Consider the following 15871-nt stretch of genomic DNA (forward strand, 5'->3'; position numbering starts at 1 on the left):
CTAGAACTCCACCACCGCTTCAAGCTGAATGACCCGGGCGCGTTCCAGTGCGCTCTCCGCCGCCGGGATCACTTCCCCGAGCGACAGATACGCGTCCCGCGCTGTGGATCCGGTCGCACCGCGCTCGAAGAGATACCGGTCGCGACCGATGGAATCGTACTCGTTTGTCACCGGATCGATCACCTGTGGATCCACCCCGAACGAAAGCGCCAGTTCCGCTCGCGGCGACACCTGGTACGCGACTTCCCAGAAGCCGGAGCCCCACGAGCCGTCCAGTCCCAGGTCCGGCGCCAGATATCGAACGAACCGCGCGTCCGTCAGGAACCTCCATCGATCCGCGAACGGCCACTCCAGCCTGAGCAGAGTCTCCACGAACTTTGGTTCGCGGTTCAGGCCGTGACTGGCGATCGTTCCTTCGTACTCAAACCGCACGCGGTGCGACGGCACCACATCAAACGCGAGTTTCGGCCGATAGAATACGGCGTCGTTTCCGCCCAGAAGCACGAGGCGCGACGGCGTGACTTCATGCTCCCCGTGCTCCAGCCAGAAGTTCCTCTCCGAAAACCAGAACTGGTGGGTCCAGGGACTCCGCGCGCTGTAGGAGAAGTCGTGGTACTCGAACTCGAGCGAAGCGGCGGTTCGCCACCCGGCCTTTGCGGACTCCCTGTCCAGATCCAGCCGCCACACACGAGACCGATTCGTCACGGTCCCCGGAACGCCCGTGGTCAGATGAGTGAACGAGTGGTCCTCGCCGCGCACCGAAGCCTCCCACCCGAAACCGGCCGCCGAAGACGGATTGCCCAGTCCGAGGAACCACCGACGGCTTCGGTCAATATCGTGAACCACTTCCTCCGCCGGGTCTTCGTTGACGGAGACGGTCGTGATGACTGCCAGGGAGTCTTCGTCTTCCACCCGTGTCGTCAGCGTGATGGCCGACTCCTCGCCCATGCCCAGTGATCGCACCCGCGCCACACCCCATTGCGCTTCGGCCCTCACTGACAATGCGCCCCATGCCCGCTCCCGGAAGAGGTCCAGCCCGCCCGCGCGCCAGTCCTCCAGCGCGGTACCCCATGTCCGGAGGCGCGCGTTCCATACGGGAGGTCCGAAGCCCACGGGATCCCGCTCCACGCGGTCCACCAGCGACAGTGCACCTGGGTTGTATCCGCGATCCATCCGCCCGGAGAGGCCCACCACCATGCCTCTCCACCGGGTGTCGGCACGCAACGCCAGGACATCTTCATCGCCGCTGGTGATCGCGGTGCCGTAAGACGCCACCTCCGGGGCCGGGAATCGCCACCCGCCTGCCGAAAGCACCGCGTAGTTCTCCGGGTTTTCGAAGAGATCTCCCGGTGCCGGGCCCGAGTATCCGCCATCTGAGAAGTTGTCCGCGTACAGGATTCGGACTCGCGCATCTCCCCGACGAAGCCCAAGGAGCGCACCCTGCATTCCATATCCGAAATCGTGGTCGTAGATCCCGACGCGCCCCACCATCGGGAGCGCACTCTCCCACGCCGCCACGCGGTCGTTGTCCCACGCGACTCCCGAGAGCCGTCCCGTATCGAAGGTCAGGCTTCCGCGATCGAAGTGCATCCGCGTCCGCCATGCCTCCACATTCTCCGCTTCATTGTGGATGTTGGTGAGGATCCGCGCCTCCATCACATCGTTCATGGCGATCGTGAAGAGAAGATCGGCGTCCATCCCCGGCCGACGCAGTTCGTACCGTCCGCCGTTGTCGGGATTGGAGCGGGACTCGTAGAGGGACGCAATCCGCCCGCCCAGCGCAACCTTCGGCGAAAGCATCGCGCGCGGAGCCGCGCCCCCCCCGCCGACAGCAGCCGCGCCGGTCCCGACTCGCCCGTCGGTCCCCACCTGCACGACCGAGTTCCCGTATTCGCCCGCAGTCCCGGGATGTTCGGGATCCGCGAACCACTCTCCATCCACCACGAACTTGTACTCGTGCGTGCCCGCCTCGAGGTGAACCACCACCGACCAGACTCCGCCTTCATCCGACATCGCGGTAGCGGTGGTGCTCCAGTCGTTGAACGAACCCGCAAGAAACACCCCACCCGCCCCGGGAGCTGCGTGCGTAAACCGGACCCCACCGGGAGTCCCCACCACACCCGCGCGGACGGAAGAAGATGCGCCCACAAGCACCAGGGCGCAGAGAAGCGCGGGAACGGACCCCTGCCGGATGATTCGCGCCATTAGAAGTACCCCTTCAGCGTGAACTTCACGATATCCTTGTTCTGCGCGCCCCCGGCGAGATCCCCATCATCCACCGGATTCGGATTGTCCCCGATCCACCAGGGTCCATACGACAAGAACACTTCCATCCCCGGACGCGGCCGGTACTGCAGTTCGGCGAAGAACGAATCGCGAAGTCTGGCGGGATCGTTCCCGAAGGTGAAACGGTTGTACAGCTTTACCGTGCCGGTCAGGTTCACGCTGGTCTCCAGAGATGCCAGGTCCTTTCGCCTCTCCGTTCCGTAGTCCTTGATCTTTCCCTGAATCCTCATCCACGCCAGGCGGCTCTCCACCTGCACTTCCGCAAACAGGTCATCGTTTCGCGTCGTTTCCGTCGCGACAGGGTCCGCATGGTCGTGCGTTCGCTTTCGTCGCCACGCCAGTTTGCTTGCGAACCCGTTCACATACTCCGTATACATCTCCGCGTAGAGTTCGGTCATGTTCTTGTTCTCAAAAACGCTGCGCTTCCATCTCCCGTGATTCACGGTCAGCGTGACCGCCCGCTCCGGCAGCAGGTACCACGAGTTCAGCCAGAGACCCTGTTCGTCGCTGAGGGAATCGCCTAGAGGATTCGTGTACGCTCGGCCCGCATACCAGTAGTAGGGCGCGAAGCTCCAGTATCCCAGGCGGGGCGTCCCCACCGTGACCGACCGGAGCTCCGCCTTGAGAACCGCGTCCGTCGGCGCCCACTCGTGTGGGCGGTACCAGGTACTTCCGTTCAGCCGGTTCCAGCGAAATTCCCCGCGCTCCAGCTCAGAACCCGCATCCCGATTCTGACTTCGCGCAAACTCCACAAGAAGGTCCGTCGTCCCCCAGGTGTAGCGCAGGTCCCCGGCAAAGACTTCGAAGTGCCCGGCCTCCCCCAATCGATCTTCCGCCTCGACCTTCCGGTTCCATGTCACTCCCGTCCGAAGCGCGCCCCCCAGGAACTCCCGACGCGCCCGGAACACATGCGCGTCATCCGTGCCGACCGGGTCGGCCGGGTCCTCGGGGTTCGTGGAGGGATTGGACTGGCTGGAAAAGTCCGAGTGAATGTACGCGAGGTTCCATCCGCCATACCCAAAGAGGTCCGCGCGGAAGCCCTGCGCGTTGCCGCCGTCGTTGGCCGCCCAGGGTCGCACCACTTCAATCAGATGATTCTCCACCCAGAAGCGATCCTGCCGGGAGAAGAGAATCAGGTCTACACCGCGTCCGTTCTTTTCCTTGCGAAACCGTACATGGGATTCACGGTATTGAAACTCCGGGCGGGGCGCGGAGTTTCCCCCGCGATTCCAGTCTTCCTCAAACTTGAGAAACGCCTCCACACCCGGTGCGGGTTCCGAATGAATGCGGAACTGCACGAGTCCCCAGGAGTCGTCGTTGTTGGAGTCGAAGTCCCACTCGTACAGACGGTCCTGTTTTCGGATGTCCAGTTGCAGTTGATACTCACCCTCGATTCGCGTCGCGCCCTGCCCGGGAGCGGCCACGGCCACTGAGAGGACGGCTCCCGCGAGCGCGGGTCGAAGTCGGCGCAGGCGACTCACTCCCGTGCCCTCCCGAACGGAATGACCACCGACGCCATGCTGGATATGCCGAGCGTGTTGTGTGTGGAGAACGCCAGATCCACAACCCAACGGTCGGACATGATGCCGACGCCGCCAAAGTACTTGAGGTCTCCCATCCCGACGCGCAGCGCAAACACGCGGTGAAAGACCACCTCCGCGCCAACGACCGGGGTCGGCCGCCCGTCCTCATCTCCGATCACGGCGGCCGCAACAGCAGATTCCGGATGCCAGCGCCAGGACACACCCGCCTCCCGTTCCACGCGAAGACCCGTGGCTCCCCCCCCCGGAACAAACTCAAACGACGGGCGGCCGATACTTCGCACGACCGCTCCCACACGCAGGCGGGGGTTCAAGATCGCCAGCACGCCGGCGTCAAAGGCTGCGCGGGTTTCGCTCCCGAGCCCGGATAGCTCACCGGACGCCGTCGCCGCGGGTGAGTGGTAGGCCACTCGCGCCAGTTTCACATTCGCGCCCACCCCAATGCGCACCTGCCGCCAGCGCAACACGGTCCCCGCACCGGCATAGAGCATGTCCTCCGAAACGGCATCCGGAACGCCGGTGTGCGACCATGCGGACCACATGGACATGCGTCCGACAGGAAGGGAAACCGCAGCAAAGTGCGTGGCCAGATCCATCGCCTGATGCGGGCGGTATTGCGCAAGGATCACCTGCCCCCGGTCGAGAAACGGGAGACCACCAGGATTCCAGTGAACCGCTGACGCGTCGTCCGCCAAAGCGACATGGGTCTTCCCGAGCGCCACTCCGCGTGCACCCACCTCCATGGTCTCGAAGTAGGCCGACGACGGAGACGCGCCGACCACCGCGCCCGCGAGCGCAATACCCGCCACCCATGCGATTCGCCGCAGACGCGTCATCGGACCACCGAGAACGCGCGCGTAAAGCGATGTGTCTCCGGTTCAATCACAACGCGCAGCACATAGATCCCGCCCGGCACGATCCCCCCGTCCCAGTCCCGCCCGTCCCAGCGATCCATCGCCAGGGAGACAGGGTCCGCCGCGGATCGTTCGTGGTTGCGATAGAGTTCCTTGACCCGCTTCCCGCGCCGGTCAAACACCTCCGCCGACAACACCACCGTCCGGAAGGACTCTCCCGACGGGACCTCCGGAGACAGCCGGACGCGAAACGCCAGTTCGCCCCCGTTTTCCGGGGAGATCACGCTTCTCGCAAAGGCGACATCCGCAATCTCCATTCGCACACCACGCACCGGAGGCTGCACGAGAAAACTCACGCGCTCCTTCACCGATTGCCCGAAGTCACAGAACCCGTCGCCGTCCAGGTCGAGGGGAATCTCCGCATAGTTGTCAATGGTCACCTGGTCCGAGGATTCCGCGCTGTGCCCGGAGAGATTGTCCGGCGCGGAGTCCGGCCCGCCCGTGCCGTCGCCGCCCGCGGTCACGATGGCCACGACGCGCAGCACACTTCGCTCTGCCGGAACGACCCAGAGCGATTCGCCGACAGCAGCCGAGAAGTCTCGAACCGCATCATCACCCAGCAGGAAGGGCCACGGCAGCGCGGCCTCCATGGCGCGGCCGGGTGTCCCCTGATCGAATGTCGCGACGGTCGCGAACGAGGTGGCATCTCGTTGCGTCACCTGATTCGTCCCGACACTCGTCCACGCCTGAGGCAGCGTGTTCCGGTCCCAGGTTGCCAGAAAGAGGTCCGGCTGGAGATTCCGGAAGACGAAGTTCCGGCGCCACGAGTTCAGGTTCGTCATCTCCGTCATCCCGCCCGGGGCATGGTCGATCAGGAGGATCACATTGTTGTCCCAGATGGTTGCGTCCACCGCGACATACAGAAACTCAGCATCCCAGCTGATGCGGATCTGGCGCACATCGTTCTGTGTCCCCCATTCGGAATCGCTGGTGCCTTCCTCCGGCGCCCCGGACACCGGGTTGGTTCCGAAGGCACTCTCGTCCGAGTCCCAGTCCGCCGTGAGCCCGTCTACCGCGATACGGGCCGAGAGGTCCGTCTCCGGAACCGCCTTCGCAACGCCGCAAAGATACAGCGGGGACACCGCCAGGAGAGAGACCGCAAGGCGGACACACCCGGGCATCACGCGGGCCCCGAGAAGAGAAGTACCACCTGATCGGCGAGTTCAATCCGGTCACCCGGAACGAGCATCGCTTCCGGAACAGAGTGTCCGTTCACTCGAATCCCGCGGCGCGAACAGTCGCGCAGCAGGATTCCTTTCTTGTCGCAGGTGAGGATGGCATGATGTCGCGCAATCTTCGGATGGCTGACCACGATGTCCTGGCTTTCTTCTGACCCGATGGTCGTGCGCCGCGCGGAGACAAGAAAATCCAACCCCTCTCCGTGCTCCTCCAGAAGCGTGAGCTTGCAGAGCGGTCGGCGGCGCACAAGAAACCAGAGCGCAATCCCGACCACCGAAGCCACGGGAAGGACGAGAAGCCACTTCATGTGGATTCGCCGAGGAAGAGCGCCAGTCGGGTTCGGGCGGCCTCGGGAATCCGGCTCGGATCGGTCAGGATTGCTGACGCGATGTTCCCCCGATGCGGGTTCGCAAAGTCCTCCGGGAAATCCGCGCAGAGATGTCGCACCGTCGTCTTCGCGTTCTCGACATTCTTCTGAAGTGTGCGAATGACCTGTTCCACCGTCACATCGTCGTGCCCTTCACGCCAGCAGTCGTAGTCCGTCGCCAGGGCGAGCGTCGCGAACGCCAGATCCGCTTCGCGGGCGAGTTTCGCCTCGGTGAGGTTCGTCATCCCGATCACATCCGCGCCCCAGCTTCGATAGAGCGCGCTCTCGGCACGCGTGGAAAAGGCCGGACCCTCCATGCAGACATAGGTCCCGCCGCGATGCACGGTCGTCCCTGTCTTCTCCGCGGCGTCCGCCAGAAGGGTCACCAGCGCGGGTGTTACCGGATCCGCAAACATGACATGCGCAACCACGCCGTCTTCAAAGAAGGTCGCGGCCCGGTTCTTCGTTCGGTCGATATGCTGGTCCACCAGAACGAAGTCCCCGGGGCGAATGTTCTCGCGCAGGCTCCCGCACGCGGAGATCGCCACCAGAAAGTCCACGCCCAGCTTTCGCATGCCCCAGATGTTTGCGCGGTAGTTGATCTCCGACGGGCTGACGAGGTGCCCGCGACCGTGCCGCGCCAGAAAGACCACCTCTCGGCCCTCGATCGTTCCGAGCATGAAGGCGTCGGAGGGCGTACCAAACGGTGTCTCCAGCGTCTCTTCCGTGAGGCCGGAAAGCCCGTCCATTTCGTAGAGTCCGCTTCCGCCCAGGATTCCAATCCGACCGCTGCTCATGCGACTGCCTTCCGTTCGTGAGAACCCGGCGACGCATGGGCGGCTCCGGAACTGCGTGCGGACATCGACCGTTACTCCAGCGTGAAGCCCGCGCGAGCAAGAATCTCTCCGCCCTCGGTCACCACCTCCACGCGGCACGGGCCAAGCCATTTTGCCAGAATGGTCTTTGTCGTCCAGCATCTCCAGTGCGCGGCGCCGATTTCAATGGGAACTTCCGTCACGAGTCGCTCCCCCACATACCAGCGGTGGAAGATTCGTGTGGGTGCCTCCGCCCGGTCCACTTCCGAAAAGGCGAAGAGCTTCCCGACATCTCGCGGAAAAGAGCGGGCGGCCTCCACGGGAACCCGATCCACCACATCCAGACAGATCACCAGTTTCAGCACGGCGATTCCGTCCGTGTCGAGAGAGTCCGCGGGCGCGGAAGACGGAGCGGCCGGTTTGGCAAGAGCCCCGGCCGGGATCAGAAGAAGGAGCGGCAGGGCAAACGCAAACCAGCGGGGCCCGATGTTCACGAGGCGCCTCCTGTTCTTTGGGGTTGGCCCTTCCTCGACCACCCCTACAGCCGGGACAGTTCCGCGGAGGGAATCCACCCCCTCAAATCGCCCGGCAGGGAGATTTCCGTCCACATCCCGCGCTCTCCCTCCACGACCACTTCCGCACCCTCGTGAAGGACGAAGGCTGTGGCGAATGTCTCGGCGGGACCGGCGCGAACCTCCGCCTCCCGGGCAAGCAGCACCGCCTCCCGGGAACCCGCGGCGCGTTGCGCCAGAAGTCCCGACGCCGCGGAGCATACCCCCCAGAGCACCAGGAAGGCCACGGTCCAGCGATGGCCTCCCCGCGCCCTTCGGCCGCCGAGTTGCCAGATGGTCCCCGCGATCCCGCCCAGTATCCACAGGAAGGCAGCCCACCGCGCGACCTCGGTGGGGGTCACGCGGTCGATCCACTGCTCCACGCGGCGATCCGTGTGGGGATCTCCCTCCGCCACCGCGTCAAGCGCCAGAGAGCGCGCGTATTCCAGATTCGCGGTCACATCTTCATCCCGGGGAGCCAGCGCAAGCGCCCGGCGGTAGTGGAAGATGGCCCGCCCCAGGTCGCCCTGCTTGAACCGGGCATTCCCGAGGTTGTAATGAACGCTGGAGTGCTCCGCCCCCGCACGAAGGCACTCCGCAAAAGCCGTCGCCGCGCCGTCCGCGTCCCCGCTCTCATAGAGCCGCATCCCCAGGTCGAAGGACGCATCCGCGCTGCCGGACTCCGCAAGCACCGGAGCCGCCGTGAGGAAGGCGCACGCCACAAAGGCCGCCGGGAAGAAGTGCCGCCCTCTCATCGCTTCTCCATCCTCTCCACCCACGCCTTGGCCCGGGTCAGCATCTCTCGTGCTGCTCCGGGGTCCGACCCGCGCCCTGAATAGCGCGCCGAGTCACACAACATCAGCATCTCGAAGAGGTCGGACGACGCCCGGGCCGCCTCATCGTCCCCTCCCCACGCCTGCCGAACCGTCGCCTCGTCCAGGCTCGTGGCCGCCAGATGGAGCCGATCCGCCGCATATCCGCGCAGAGCCGCCGATACCTCGCCGTAGAAGTCCTCCAGACGATTCTCGCTCAAAGTCCCGTCAGCGGCACGGAAACGACGGGAAGCCACGCGCCGGGCCCTTCGGTTTCGTGCGTACCGAACATCCGTTCGTATTTTATCCCGGTGGCGCCGGAGTCCCGCCGACCCGGCCACCGCAAGAGCGGGGAGTCCATAGGCCAGAAGCATTCCCGCAAGCGGCAGCGGAAGCCCCGCCTGTCCCCCGAACGACCCCGGATGGGGCTTCAGGTATCGAATATCCCGGTCCCTGAGAAGGACCCGTTCCTTGCCGCTGTGCACCACACCTCCCTCCGTCGGCACTCCCCCCGGAGCTTCCACGGTGAGGGGAAGCACGGCGGTCTCCAGACGGACATACCGCCCCGAGGCGGGCTCGAAGGTGTCGAGCGTCACCGGGGGAAACTCCGACACCCCCCCCACCGACGGCACCAGGATGAACTCCCAGACCTTCTCCCCCCGGATGACGCCGTCCTCCGCGTGCGAGCGTTCCGTGGAGCTGGACTCGTAGACCTTGAATCCCGGCATTTCGGGAAGGGCCGGCGCGGGGATCACCTTCACATTGCCCTCTCCCGCCAGGCGCACGCTGAGGGTCACCGGTTCCCCGGCGGCCACCGTGTCCCGGTCCAGCGTCGCCGCCAACTGGAACTGCCCCACTGCTCCGGAGAACTCCTCCGGCTTCCCTGCCGCAGGCAACGGCTGGACATGAACCGTGATGGAGTCCGTCGCAAGCTGTACACTCCGCCCGCCCCGCATGAATCCGAAGAGATCGCGGCGGCTTCGGTACCGGTCTTCCAGCGTCGCATTCAGCGTTGCCGGGGCAATCCCGTACTCCCCGTCACCTGTCGGGAAAAGCGCAACGCGCACTCGCTCCGCGATGTACCGCTGCCCCTCCAGCAGAACCTCGGTGGCCTGGGACGAATCCAGTTCCTCCGCCCAGAATCCCTCGAAGCCCGGCTGCGCGTAGTGTGGCGTTCCCAGAAGGCGCACGCGACGCAGGAATGTGAGCGTGTAGGTCACCTGCTGATTCACGAAGGGCGTCTCCGGCTCCGCGCGAGCCGTAACAATGAGATCCCGCCCGGACGACGACGGCGGGCGCTCGTCTCCCAGCTTTGGCGACGCGGACGCGGAGGAACCGGGACGCACCGCCTCCACCGTGATGGTGTTGCTCCGGAAGACCTCGTCTCCTCTTGCCGCAGTCGCGGGTCCCAGCACGATGCGCCCGGCCTTCGTCGGAACCATCAGGAAGCGCGTCGTGCGACTGGCGGTCATGCTCCCGTTGATGTAGGAGAAGTTGCGCGACTTGTACCGGCTGGCAATCTCCACTCCCGGAGAGGCCGGAAGTTCCGGGCCGGGGAGCTTCTTCACGCCTTCGCCGCGAACCTCCACGACGACCGTGAACTGCTGCCCGACCACGACACGCTCACGGTCAGCGGACAAGACGACCTCCAGGGCCGCCGCTCCCGTCGCCATGGCTGTGATCAGCAGAACCACCATCGCAGGGAAGCGAGGGGAGAGCCGCGGGCTACCAGTCCTGCGCGTCCGCACCGAGTTCCTCCCCTTCCTGAATGTTCAACTGCTCCAGCACCTTCAGTTCCTCCGTCTCGATCGCGTTCAGCAGGCGCTCGGCATCTTCCCGCGACAACTGCTCCTCGCGCGGACGGTCCTGCTGTGAGTGCTCCTCCTCGCCCTCTCCGGGTTCCTCCGGCGGCGGAGACTCCTCCGTCTCCTCTTCGCCGGGGTTCTCCGTCTCGGGTGGAGGTTCCCCCTCCTCGGAATCTCCGGAATCCTCGGAGTCGTCTTCGTTCTCCTCCGACTCCTGCTCCTGCGGGTCGTCCTGTTGCTGCTGCTCTTGTTGCTGCTGCTCCTCCAGTCGCCGGACGGCGATCTCCAGATTCCGCCGCGCGTCCGGGTTCCCGGGGTCGATGTCCAGGCTCTTGAGGTACGCTTCAATGGCGCCCTGCGCATCGTCCCCGCCAAGCAGCACATTGCCCAGATTGTAGAGCGCCCCGGAACGAACGGCTTCGTCCTCCGCCGCGGCGGCCGCAAGGAATGCGTCGCGGGACTGTTCGTCGTCCCCCGTCTTTGCGAGAAGAACGCCGCGATTGAAATCCGGAACGGGACTCCCGGGATCGATGCGTGCCGCTTCCGCATAGTGCGAGAGAGCGAGCGCCGCCGAGGCACTGTCCGCCGCGCCCGCTTCCGCGGCGGCCCGGTTCCCCTTCGCCACCTGTTCGTGCAGCGACCCGAACGGCGACCATCCGGCCGAGAGAAGCGCCACGACCGGCAGCAGCAAGCTCGACGAAAACCCCCTACGCAAAGCGTCCCTCCCAGTCATGGCTGCGGCGAACGCGCTCCGGAAGCACGAGGTCCACCAGAAGCAGGAGCAGCGCAATGGCCAGTGGTACCTGGAACCGCGGCTCGAACTGCGTGAACTTCCGCGACGCCACTTCGCGCTCCTCGATCCCGGCGATCTCTTCGTGGATGCGGTCCAGTTCCAGTTCTCCCCTCGTCGCGTGATGATAACTGCCGCCGGTGATTGACGCGATGCGCTCCAGCACTTCCTCGTCCAGCGCGGTCATCACGATCTCTCCCGATCGGTCCTTCTTGTATGCCACTCCGGAAGGATCGTCGTCCGGCATCGGGATGGGTTCTCCGGCACCGGACCCGATGCCGATCGTGAAGATCCTGATTCCGCGACGAGCCGCCTCCTCCGCGGCTTGCACCCCTCCACCGGACGGGTCGTCCCCGTCGGTGACGAGCACGAGCGCCCGGTGCTTGTCGTCCTGAACTTCGGAACCGAACGCCGAGAGCGCCGAGCGAATGGCTGCTCCGAGATTGGTGCCGGGGCGCGAGACGGAGCGAATGTCGAGTACCTCCAGAAACATGCGCGCCGCGCCGTAGTCCAGCGTCAACGGGCACTGGAGGTGCGCACCCCCGGCGAAGGCCACCAACCCGACGCGATCCCCGTCCAGCCGATCGAGGAATGCGGACACTTCGCGCCGTGCCTTCCCGAGACGCGAAGGGGCGACATCGCGGGCCATCATCGACAGCGATGTGTCGAGCGCAATCAAGAGGTCGATCCCCCGACGCTTCACCGTCACCTCGCGGCTCCCGACACGAGGACCGGCCAACGCAAACGCAATCAGGACAAGCGCCGTTCCCTGAAGCACCGCCTTCCAGCGGCGGCGTGACGGGCTCAAGCCCTGCGCGAGGCGCGCCGCGAGATCATCGGAGAGGAGTTGCCGCCGGGCGCGATCCGCCGAACGGAACGCCGCGCGAAAGAAAAGCGGAATCAGCGGCGCCAACCACAGCGCGTGCAGGACTTCCGGGCGAGAGAACTTCATGGCAGCACCCGAAGCCGCGTATGCGCCAGCAGCATCTCCAGGAGCAGGAGGAGCAGCGCGGGAAGCGCGGCCCACCGAAATCGTTCGTGCGCTCGTTCGAATCGCTTCACCTGGAACTTCGTTCGCTCCAGATCCAGAATCCGCGCATAGATTCCAGCCAGCGCGTCGGGGTCGGTTGCGCGGAAGTACTCGCCGCCGGTCACGGATGCGATTCCCCGGAGCGTCTCCTCATCGAGCTTCGTCATCGCGATGGACCCGTCCGCGTTCCGTGCGAGGATCTTCCCGTAGACCGGGTGCACGATCGGAATGGGAGCGCCACCCTCCTTGCCGACGCCGATGGTGTAGACGCGAACTCCGAACGCTTCCGCCACCTTTGCGGCGGTGGACGGGTCGATCTTCCCGGCGTTGTTCTCCCCGTCTGTCAGCAGGATGACCACCTTGCTGTGCGCCGCTGAATCCCGGAGACGGCTGACGCTGTTCGCCAGTGCGGTGCCGATGGCCGTCCCGTCTTCGATGGAGCCGATCGACACGCCCTCCAGCAGATTTCGCAGGACACCATAGTCCAGCGTCAATGGGCACTGCGTGTATGCCTGCCCCGCAAAGACAACAAGCCCCACGCGATCGTTGGAGATCATGTCGAGAAACTCGCCGACGACATTCTTCGCCACGCGGAGACGGTTCTTCGGCTTGAAGTCCTCCGCCTGCATGGAACCGGAGACATCGAGTGCCAGCATGATGTCGATGCCTTCGGTCAGAATCTCCTCTTCCCGCTCCACAATCTGCGGACGCGCCACCGCCACGGCCAGCAGGACGAGCGCCAGAATCCGCAGCACAGGAAGGGCGCGACGGGCACGCACCCGGAGGGAGGGACCCGCAACCGCCAGAGGCGCGGTAAACGAATAGCGCACGGCCGCCCGCAAGCGGAGATTCCGGCGAAGCACAAACAGGCCCGCCGCCAGGATCGGAAGAAGCGCCCACAGCGCCATGGGGTCCCGGAAGGTCACGCCGACACCTCCCGGGCGACCGGCGTGGTATCCAGAACGACGCGCCGTGTCTCCGCGTGGACCTCCCGTGCCTCGGACTCCGGCGGGCACGCCTTCGCGAACTTCACGAGATCGGCATGGCGCAACATGGAGAGCACGCGTCCGCGAATCGCGTCCGGAATCGGCGCGCGGCGAAGGTGGGGCAGCAGGTCGGCAGTGGTCGTCTCCAGCGCGGGCACGCCATACCGCTCTTCCAGATAAAGTCGGAGCGCGGCCGTCACCTCCACATACTGCCGCTGGATGCGCCCGGCCGAAACATGGTCCGCCCCGGCAATCCGGTCCAGCTCCTCCAGCGCCGTCTCCCAGGCGGGGCGCAGGGGAACGCGCACGCGGGGAGGGCGCGGTTCTGCCACCTCGCGCGCGCGCCGCCGCCGAATGATGCGCCACGCCACAGCCGCCGCCGCAAGAAGCAGGACGATCAGCACCACGGGAACGCGCCAGTCTCTGGGAACGCTGAGCGCGGGAAGAAGCGGCGAGGGCGCCGGGGCGGCCGCGCTGTCGGACGGCGTGGACAGGTTGGAAGCAACCGTGACGCGCACCTCCTTCGTCCGCACCTCCGTGACGCTTCCATCCGGTCCGCGTGCCACCAGCGGGAGGGACGGGAAGCCCACCTCCCCCGGACTCATCGGCACGAACTCCATCCGAACGGCACTCTCCGCGTGTCCGTCGCTCGCGGGGACCGCCCTTGCCGAGCGAAGCCGGAACGGGGCCGCCTCGGTCGCCTCGGTCGGAGGCACAATCGCCCACTCGGGGAACTCCGGTAGATCGGCCGTCACCAGCAGGCGGCCACCGACCGCCACATGCGTGGTGTCAATCCGGGTCCGCGCAATCTCCGGCACGCCTTCAGCCCACGCGGGGAGTGCCGCAAGAGCCAGAAGCGCAAGCGCCCGCAGCATCTTCCTCATCTCGACAGCTCCCGTTCCCGGCGACGGAAGAACGCCCGGAGCGGTTCCGCGTAGGGGCGATCGGTCGTGACTTCCACGGCATCCACACCGTACTTCCGAAAGAGCGCCGTCCGGTCGTCGTGGTCGCGGCGGCGACGACGGCGAACCGCTTCTCTCACGCGAGCCTCCGAAAGGTCCACAACACGCTCGTCGCCCGTCTCCGCGTCGCGAACATGCACCAGACCCACAGGCGGGATATCATTCTCCGCCGGGTCGGTGATGGTGATTGCAATCAGGTCGTGCCGCCGGTTCGCAACTCGAAGCGGCCGTGAATAATCAGGAGAGGCAAAGTCGGACAGCAGGAAGACGACCGCCTTTCGCGGGATCACACGGGACAGATACTCCAGTGCCCCACCGACATCGGTCCCGCGACCCTCCGGCTGGAAGAAGAGCATCTCGCGAATGACGCGCAGCACATGCTTCTTCCCCTTCTTGGGCGGAATGAACAGTTCGATCCGATCCGTGAAGATGATCGCGCCGACCTTGTCGTTGTTTCGTATTGCGGAAAACGCGAGCACCGCCGCCATCTCCGCCGCAACCTCGCCCTTCATGCGTGCCACGCTTCCGAAGTCCAGCGAGCGCGATGCATCCACCAGAAACATCACCGTCTGTTCCCGTTCCTCCACGAACTTCTTCACATGCGGCTGCCCGGTGCGCGCCGTCACATTCCAGTCGATGGATCGGATGTCGTCGCCGTGCAGGTATTCGCGCACTTCCGCGAACTCCATGCCGCGCCCTTTGAAGACGCTGCCATACTCTCCCGCGAACACATCGTTCACAAGCGAGCGGCTTCGGATTTCGATGGCCTCGACGGCCTGGAGAATCTCTCGTGGAATCATGACGAACTCCGGCCGCTGCTACGGAACCTCGATGGTGTCGAAGATCCTGTTCACAACATCCTCGGAGGTCGTCTCCTCCGCCTCCGCCTCGTAGGTCAGGATGACGCGATGGCGAAGCACATCTCTTCCGATCGCGCGGACATCGTCGGGAGTGACATAGCCGCGTCGCGCCAGAAATGCGTGCGCCTTTGCCGCGAGAACCAGATAGATCGTGGCGCGCGGAGAGGCTCCGTACTCGATGAGATCCGCCAGTTCGGACAGCCCATGCTCTGCCGGTTCGCGAGTTGCGTGGACAAGGTCCACGACATAGTTCTCCACCTTCTCGTCCATGTAGATGTCGCGGACCACGCCGCGAGCGCGGATCAGTTCCGCCTTCCCGACTGCCTTCCCCGGCATCTCCACGGGCCGACCCGTCTGTCGCCGGAGAATCTCCCGTTCTTCTGACTTTCCCGGGTAACCCACAATCACCTTCAGCATGAAGCGATCCACCTGCGCCTCCGGCAGCGGGTAGGTCCCCTCCTGCTCGATGGGGTTCTGTGTGGCCAGCACAAGGAACGGTTCGTCCAGCGGGTAGGTGGTCTCCCCGATCGTGACCTGCCGTTCCTGCATGGCCTCCAGAAGCGCGGACTGTACTTTCGCGGGGGCGCGGTTGATCTCGTCGGCCAGAATCACATTCGCGAAGATCGGTCCCTTCTTCGGGAGGAATGTCCCCTGCTTCTGGTCGTAGATCAGCGTACCGACCAGATCCGCCGGAAGGAGGTCCGGCGTAAACTGAATCCGATGAAAGTCCGCCTCGACGAGCGAAGCCAGCGTACTCACCGTAAGGGTCTTTGCGAGTCCCGGGACCCCTTCCAGAAGAACATGGCCATCCGCGAGAAGCGCCACAAGAAGTCTCTCCACCATGGTGGTCTGCCCGACAATCACCCGCCCCATCTCATGCTGAACCCTCTCGACGAACGCGCTCTCGGCGTGGATGCGTTCGTTGAGTGCCTCAATGTCCGCGACTGCCACGATCCCGAACTCCTTTCACTGA

15 protein-coding genes are annotated in these 15871 nt (G+C 65.2%); all 15 read right to left on the reverse strand.

Features of this window, described 5'->3' with window-relative positions; all coding sequences use genetic code 11:
* The 15 genes from QF819_00225 to QF819_00295 all read right to left on the reverse strand — a co-directional run bounded on the left by QF819_00225 (position 1) and on the right by QF819_00295 (position 15849).
* Positions 1-2205: a glycogen-binding domain-containing protein gene (locus tag QF819_00225; GenBank protein MDP6801589.1), complete on the reverse strand. Its 2205-nt coding sequence runs from the start codon at positions 2203-2205 to the stop codon at positions 1-3.
* Complete coding sequence (locus QF819_00230; GenBank protein MDP6801590.1) at positions 2205-3767, reverse strand: hypothetical protein; 1563 nt, start codon at positions 3765-3767, stop codon at positions 2205-2207. Before QF819_00230 ends, QF819_00225 begins: the two co-directional genes overlap by 1 nt.
* On the reverse strand, positions 3764-4663 hold the full coding sequence (locus QF819_00235; GenBank protein ID MDP6801591.1) for a hypothetical protein: 900 nt from the start codon (positions 4661-4663) through the stop codon (positions 3764-3766). The genes QF819_00230 and QF819_00235 overlap by 4 nt, the downstream gene beginning before the upstream one ends.
* Positions 4660-5862, reverse strand: coding sequence for a hypothetical protein (locus QF819_00240; protein MDP6801592.1), 1203 nt, complete (start codon positions 5860-5862; stop codon positions 4660-4662). Before QF819_00240 ends, QF819_00235 begins: the two co-directional genes overlap by 4 nt.
* Entirely contained in the window at positions 5862-6227 is a 366-nt protein-coding gene (locus tag QF819_00245; protein ID MDP6801593.1) for an FHA domain-containing protein, read from the reverse strand. The genes QF819_00240 and QF819_00245 overlap by 1 nt, the downstream gene beginning before the upstream one ends.
* Positions 6224-7084, reverse strand: a complete 861-nt coding sequence (gene mtnP / locus QF819_00250) for an S-methyl-5'-thioadenosine phosphorylase (protein MDP6801594.1) — start codon at positions 7082-7084, stop codon at positions 6224-6226. The genes QF819_00245 and mtnP overlap by 4 nt, the downstream gene beginning before the upstream one ends.
* Before the next feature lie 71 nt (positions 7085-7155).
* Positions 7156-7596: a DUF2914 domain-containing protein gene (locus QF819_00255; GenBank protein ID MDP6801595.1), complete on the reverse strand. Its 441-nt coding sequence runs from the start codon at positions 7594-7596 to the stop codon at positions 7156-7158.
* 44 nt (positions 7597-7640) lie between these two features.
* Positions 7641-8408, reverse strand: coding sequence for a tetratricopeptide repeat protein (locus QF819_00260; GenBank protein MDP6801596.1), 768 nt, complete (start codon positions 8406-8408; stop codon positions 7641-7643).
* Positions 8405-10162, reverse strand: a complete 1758-nt coding sequence (locus QF819_00265; protein MDP6801597.1) for a BatD family protein — start codon at positions 10160-10162, stop codon at positions 8405-8407. The genes QF819_00260 and QF819_00265 overlap by 4 nt, the downstream gene beginning before the upstream one ends.
* Before the next feature lie 28 nt (positions 10163-10190).
* Positions 10191-10985: a tetratricopeptide repeat protein gene (locus tag QF819_00270; protein ID MDP6801598.1), complete on the reverse strand. Its 795-nt coding sequence runs from the start codon at positions 10983-10985 to the stop codon at positions 10191-10193.
* Positions 10978-12012 carry a VWA domain-containing protein gene (locus tag QF819_00275; GenBank protein ID MDP6801599.1) on the reverse strand — a complete coding sequence of 345 codons (1035 nt, stop codon included), beginning with the start codon at positions 12010-12012 and terminating at the stop codon, positions 10978-10980. Before QF819_00275 ends, QF819_00270 begins: the two co-directional genes overlap by 8 nt.
* Entirely contained in the window at positions 12009-13016 is a 1008-nt protein-coding gene (locus QF819_00280) for a VWA domain-containing protein (protein MDP6801600.1), read from the reverse strand. The genes QF819_00275 and QF819_00280 overlap by 4 nt, the downstream gene beginning before the upstream one ends.
* The gene (locus QF819_00285; protein ID MDP6801601.1) at positions 13013-13960 is read right to left on the reverse strand and encodes a hypothetical protein; all 948 of its coding nucleotides are present in this window, start codon (positions 13958-13960) and stop codon (positions 13013-13015) included. Before QF819_00285 ends, QF819_00280 begins: the two co-directional genes overlap by 4 nt.
* A complete protein-coding gene (locus QF819_00290) occupies positions 13957-14838 on the reverse strand; it encodes a DUF58 domain-containing protein (protein MDP6801602.1) in 882 nt (293 codons plus the stop codon). The genes QF819_00285 and QF819_00290 overlap by 4 nt, the downstream gene beginning before the upstream one ends.
* An 18-nt stretch (positions 14839-14856) precedes the next feature.
* Positions 14857-15849, reverse strand: coding sequence for an AAA family ATPase (locus QF819_00295; protein ID MDP6801603.1), 993 nt, complete (start codon positions 15847-15849; stop codon positions 14857-14859).
* Positions 15850-15871: the final 22 nt, after the last annotated feature.

It is taken from the genome of Gemmatimonadota bacterium (genome assembly GCA_030747075.1).
GTDB lineage: Bacteria > ARS69 > ARS69 > ARS69 > ARS69 > ARS69.

Coding starts and splice junctions, on each gene's coding strand:
- QF819_00225 (MDP6801589.1), bottom strand. CDS start 2,205: ATGGCGCGAATCATCCGGCAGGGGTCCGTTCCCGCGCTTCTCTGCGCC.
- QF819_00235 (MDP6801591.1), bottom strand. CDS start 4,663: ATGACGCGTCTGCGGCGAATCGCATGGGTGGCGGGTATTGCGCTCGCG.
- QF819_00240 (MDP6801592.1), bottom strand. CDS start 5,862: ATGCCCGGGTGTGTCCGCCTTGCGGTCTCTCTCCTGGCGGTGTCCCCG.
- QF819_00245 (MDP6801593.1), bottom strand. CDS start 6,227: ATGAAGTGGCTTCTCGTCCTTCCCGTGGCTTCGGTGGTCGGGATTGCG.
- mtnP (MDP6801594.1), bottom strand. CDS start 7,084: ATGAGCAGCGGTCGGATTGGAATCCTGGGCGGAAGCGGACTCTACGAA.
- QF819_00260 (MDP6801596.1), bottom strand. CDS start 8,408: ATGAGAGGGCGGCACTTCTTCCCGGCGGCCTTTGTGGCGTGCGCCTTC.
- QF819_00265 (MDP6801597.1), bottom strand. CDS start 10,162: ATGGTGGTTCTGCTGATCACAGCCATGGCGACGGGAGCGGCGGCCCTG.
- QF819_00275 (MDP6801599.1), bottom strand. CDS start 12,012: ATGAAGTTCTCTCGCCCGGAAGTCCTGCACGCGCTGTGGTTGGCGCCG.
- QF819_00285 (MDP6801601.1), bottom strand. CDS start 13,960: ATGAGGAAGATGCTGCGGGCGCTTGCGCTTCTGGCTCTTGCGGCACTC.
- QF819_00290 (MDP6801602.1), bottom strand. CDS start 14,838: ATGATTCCACGAGAGATTCTCCAGGCCGTCGAGGCCATCGAAATCCGA.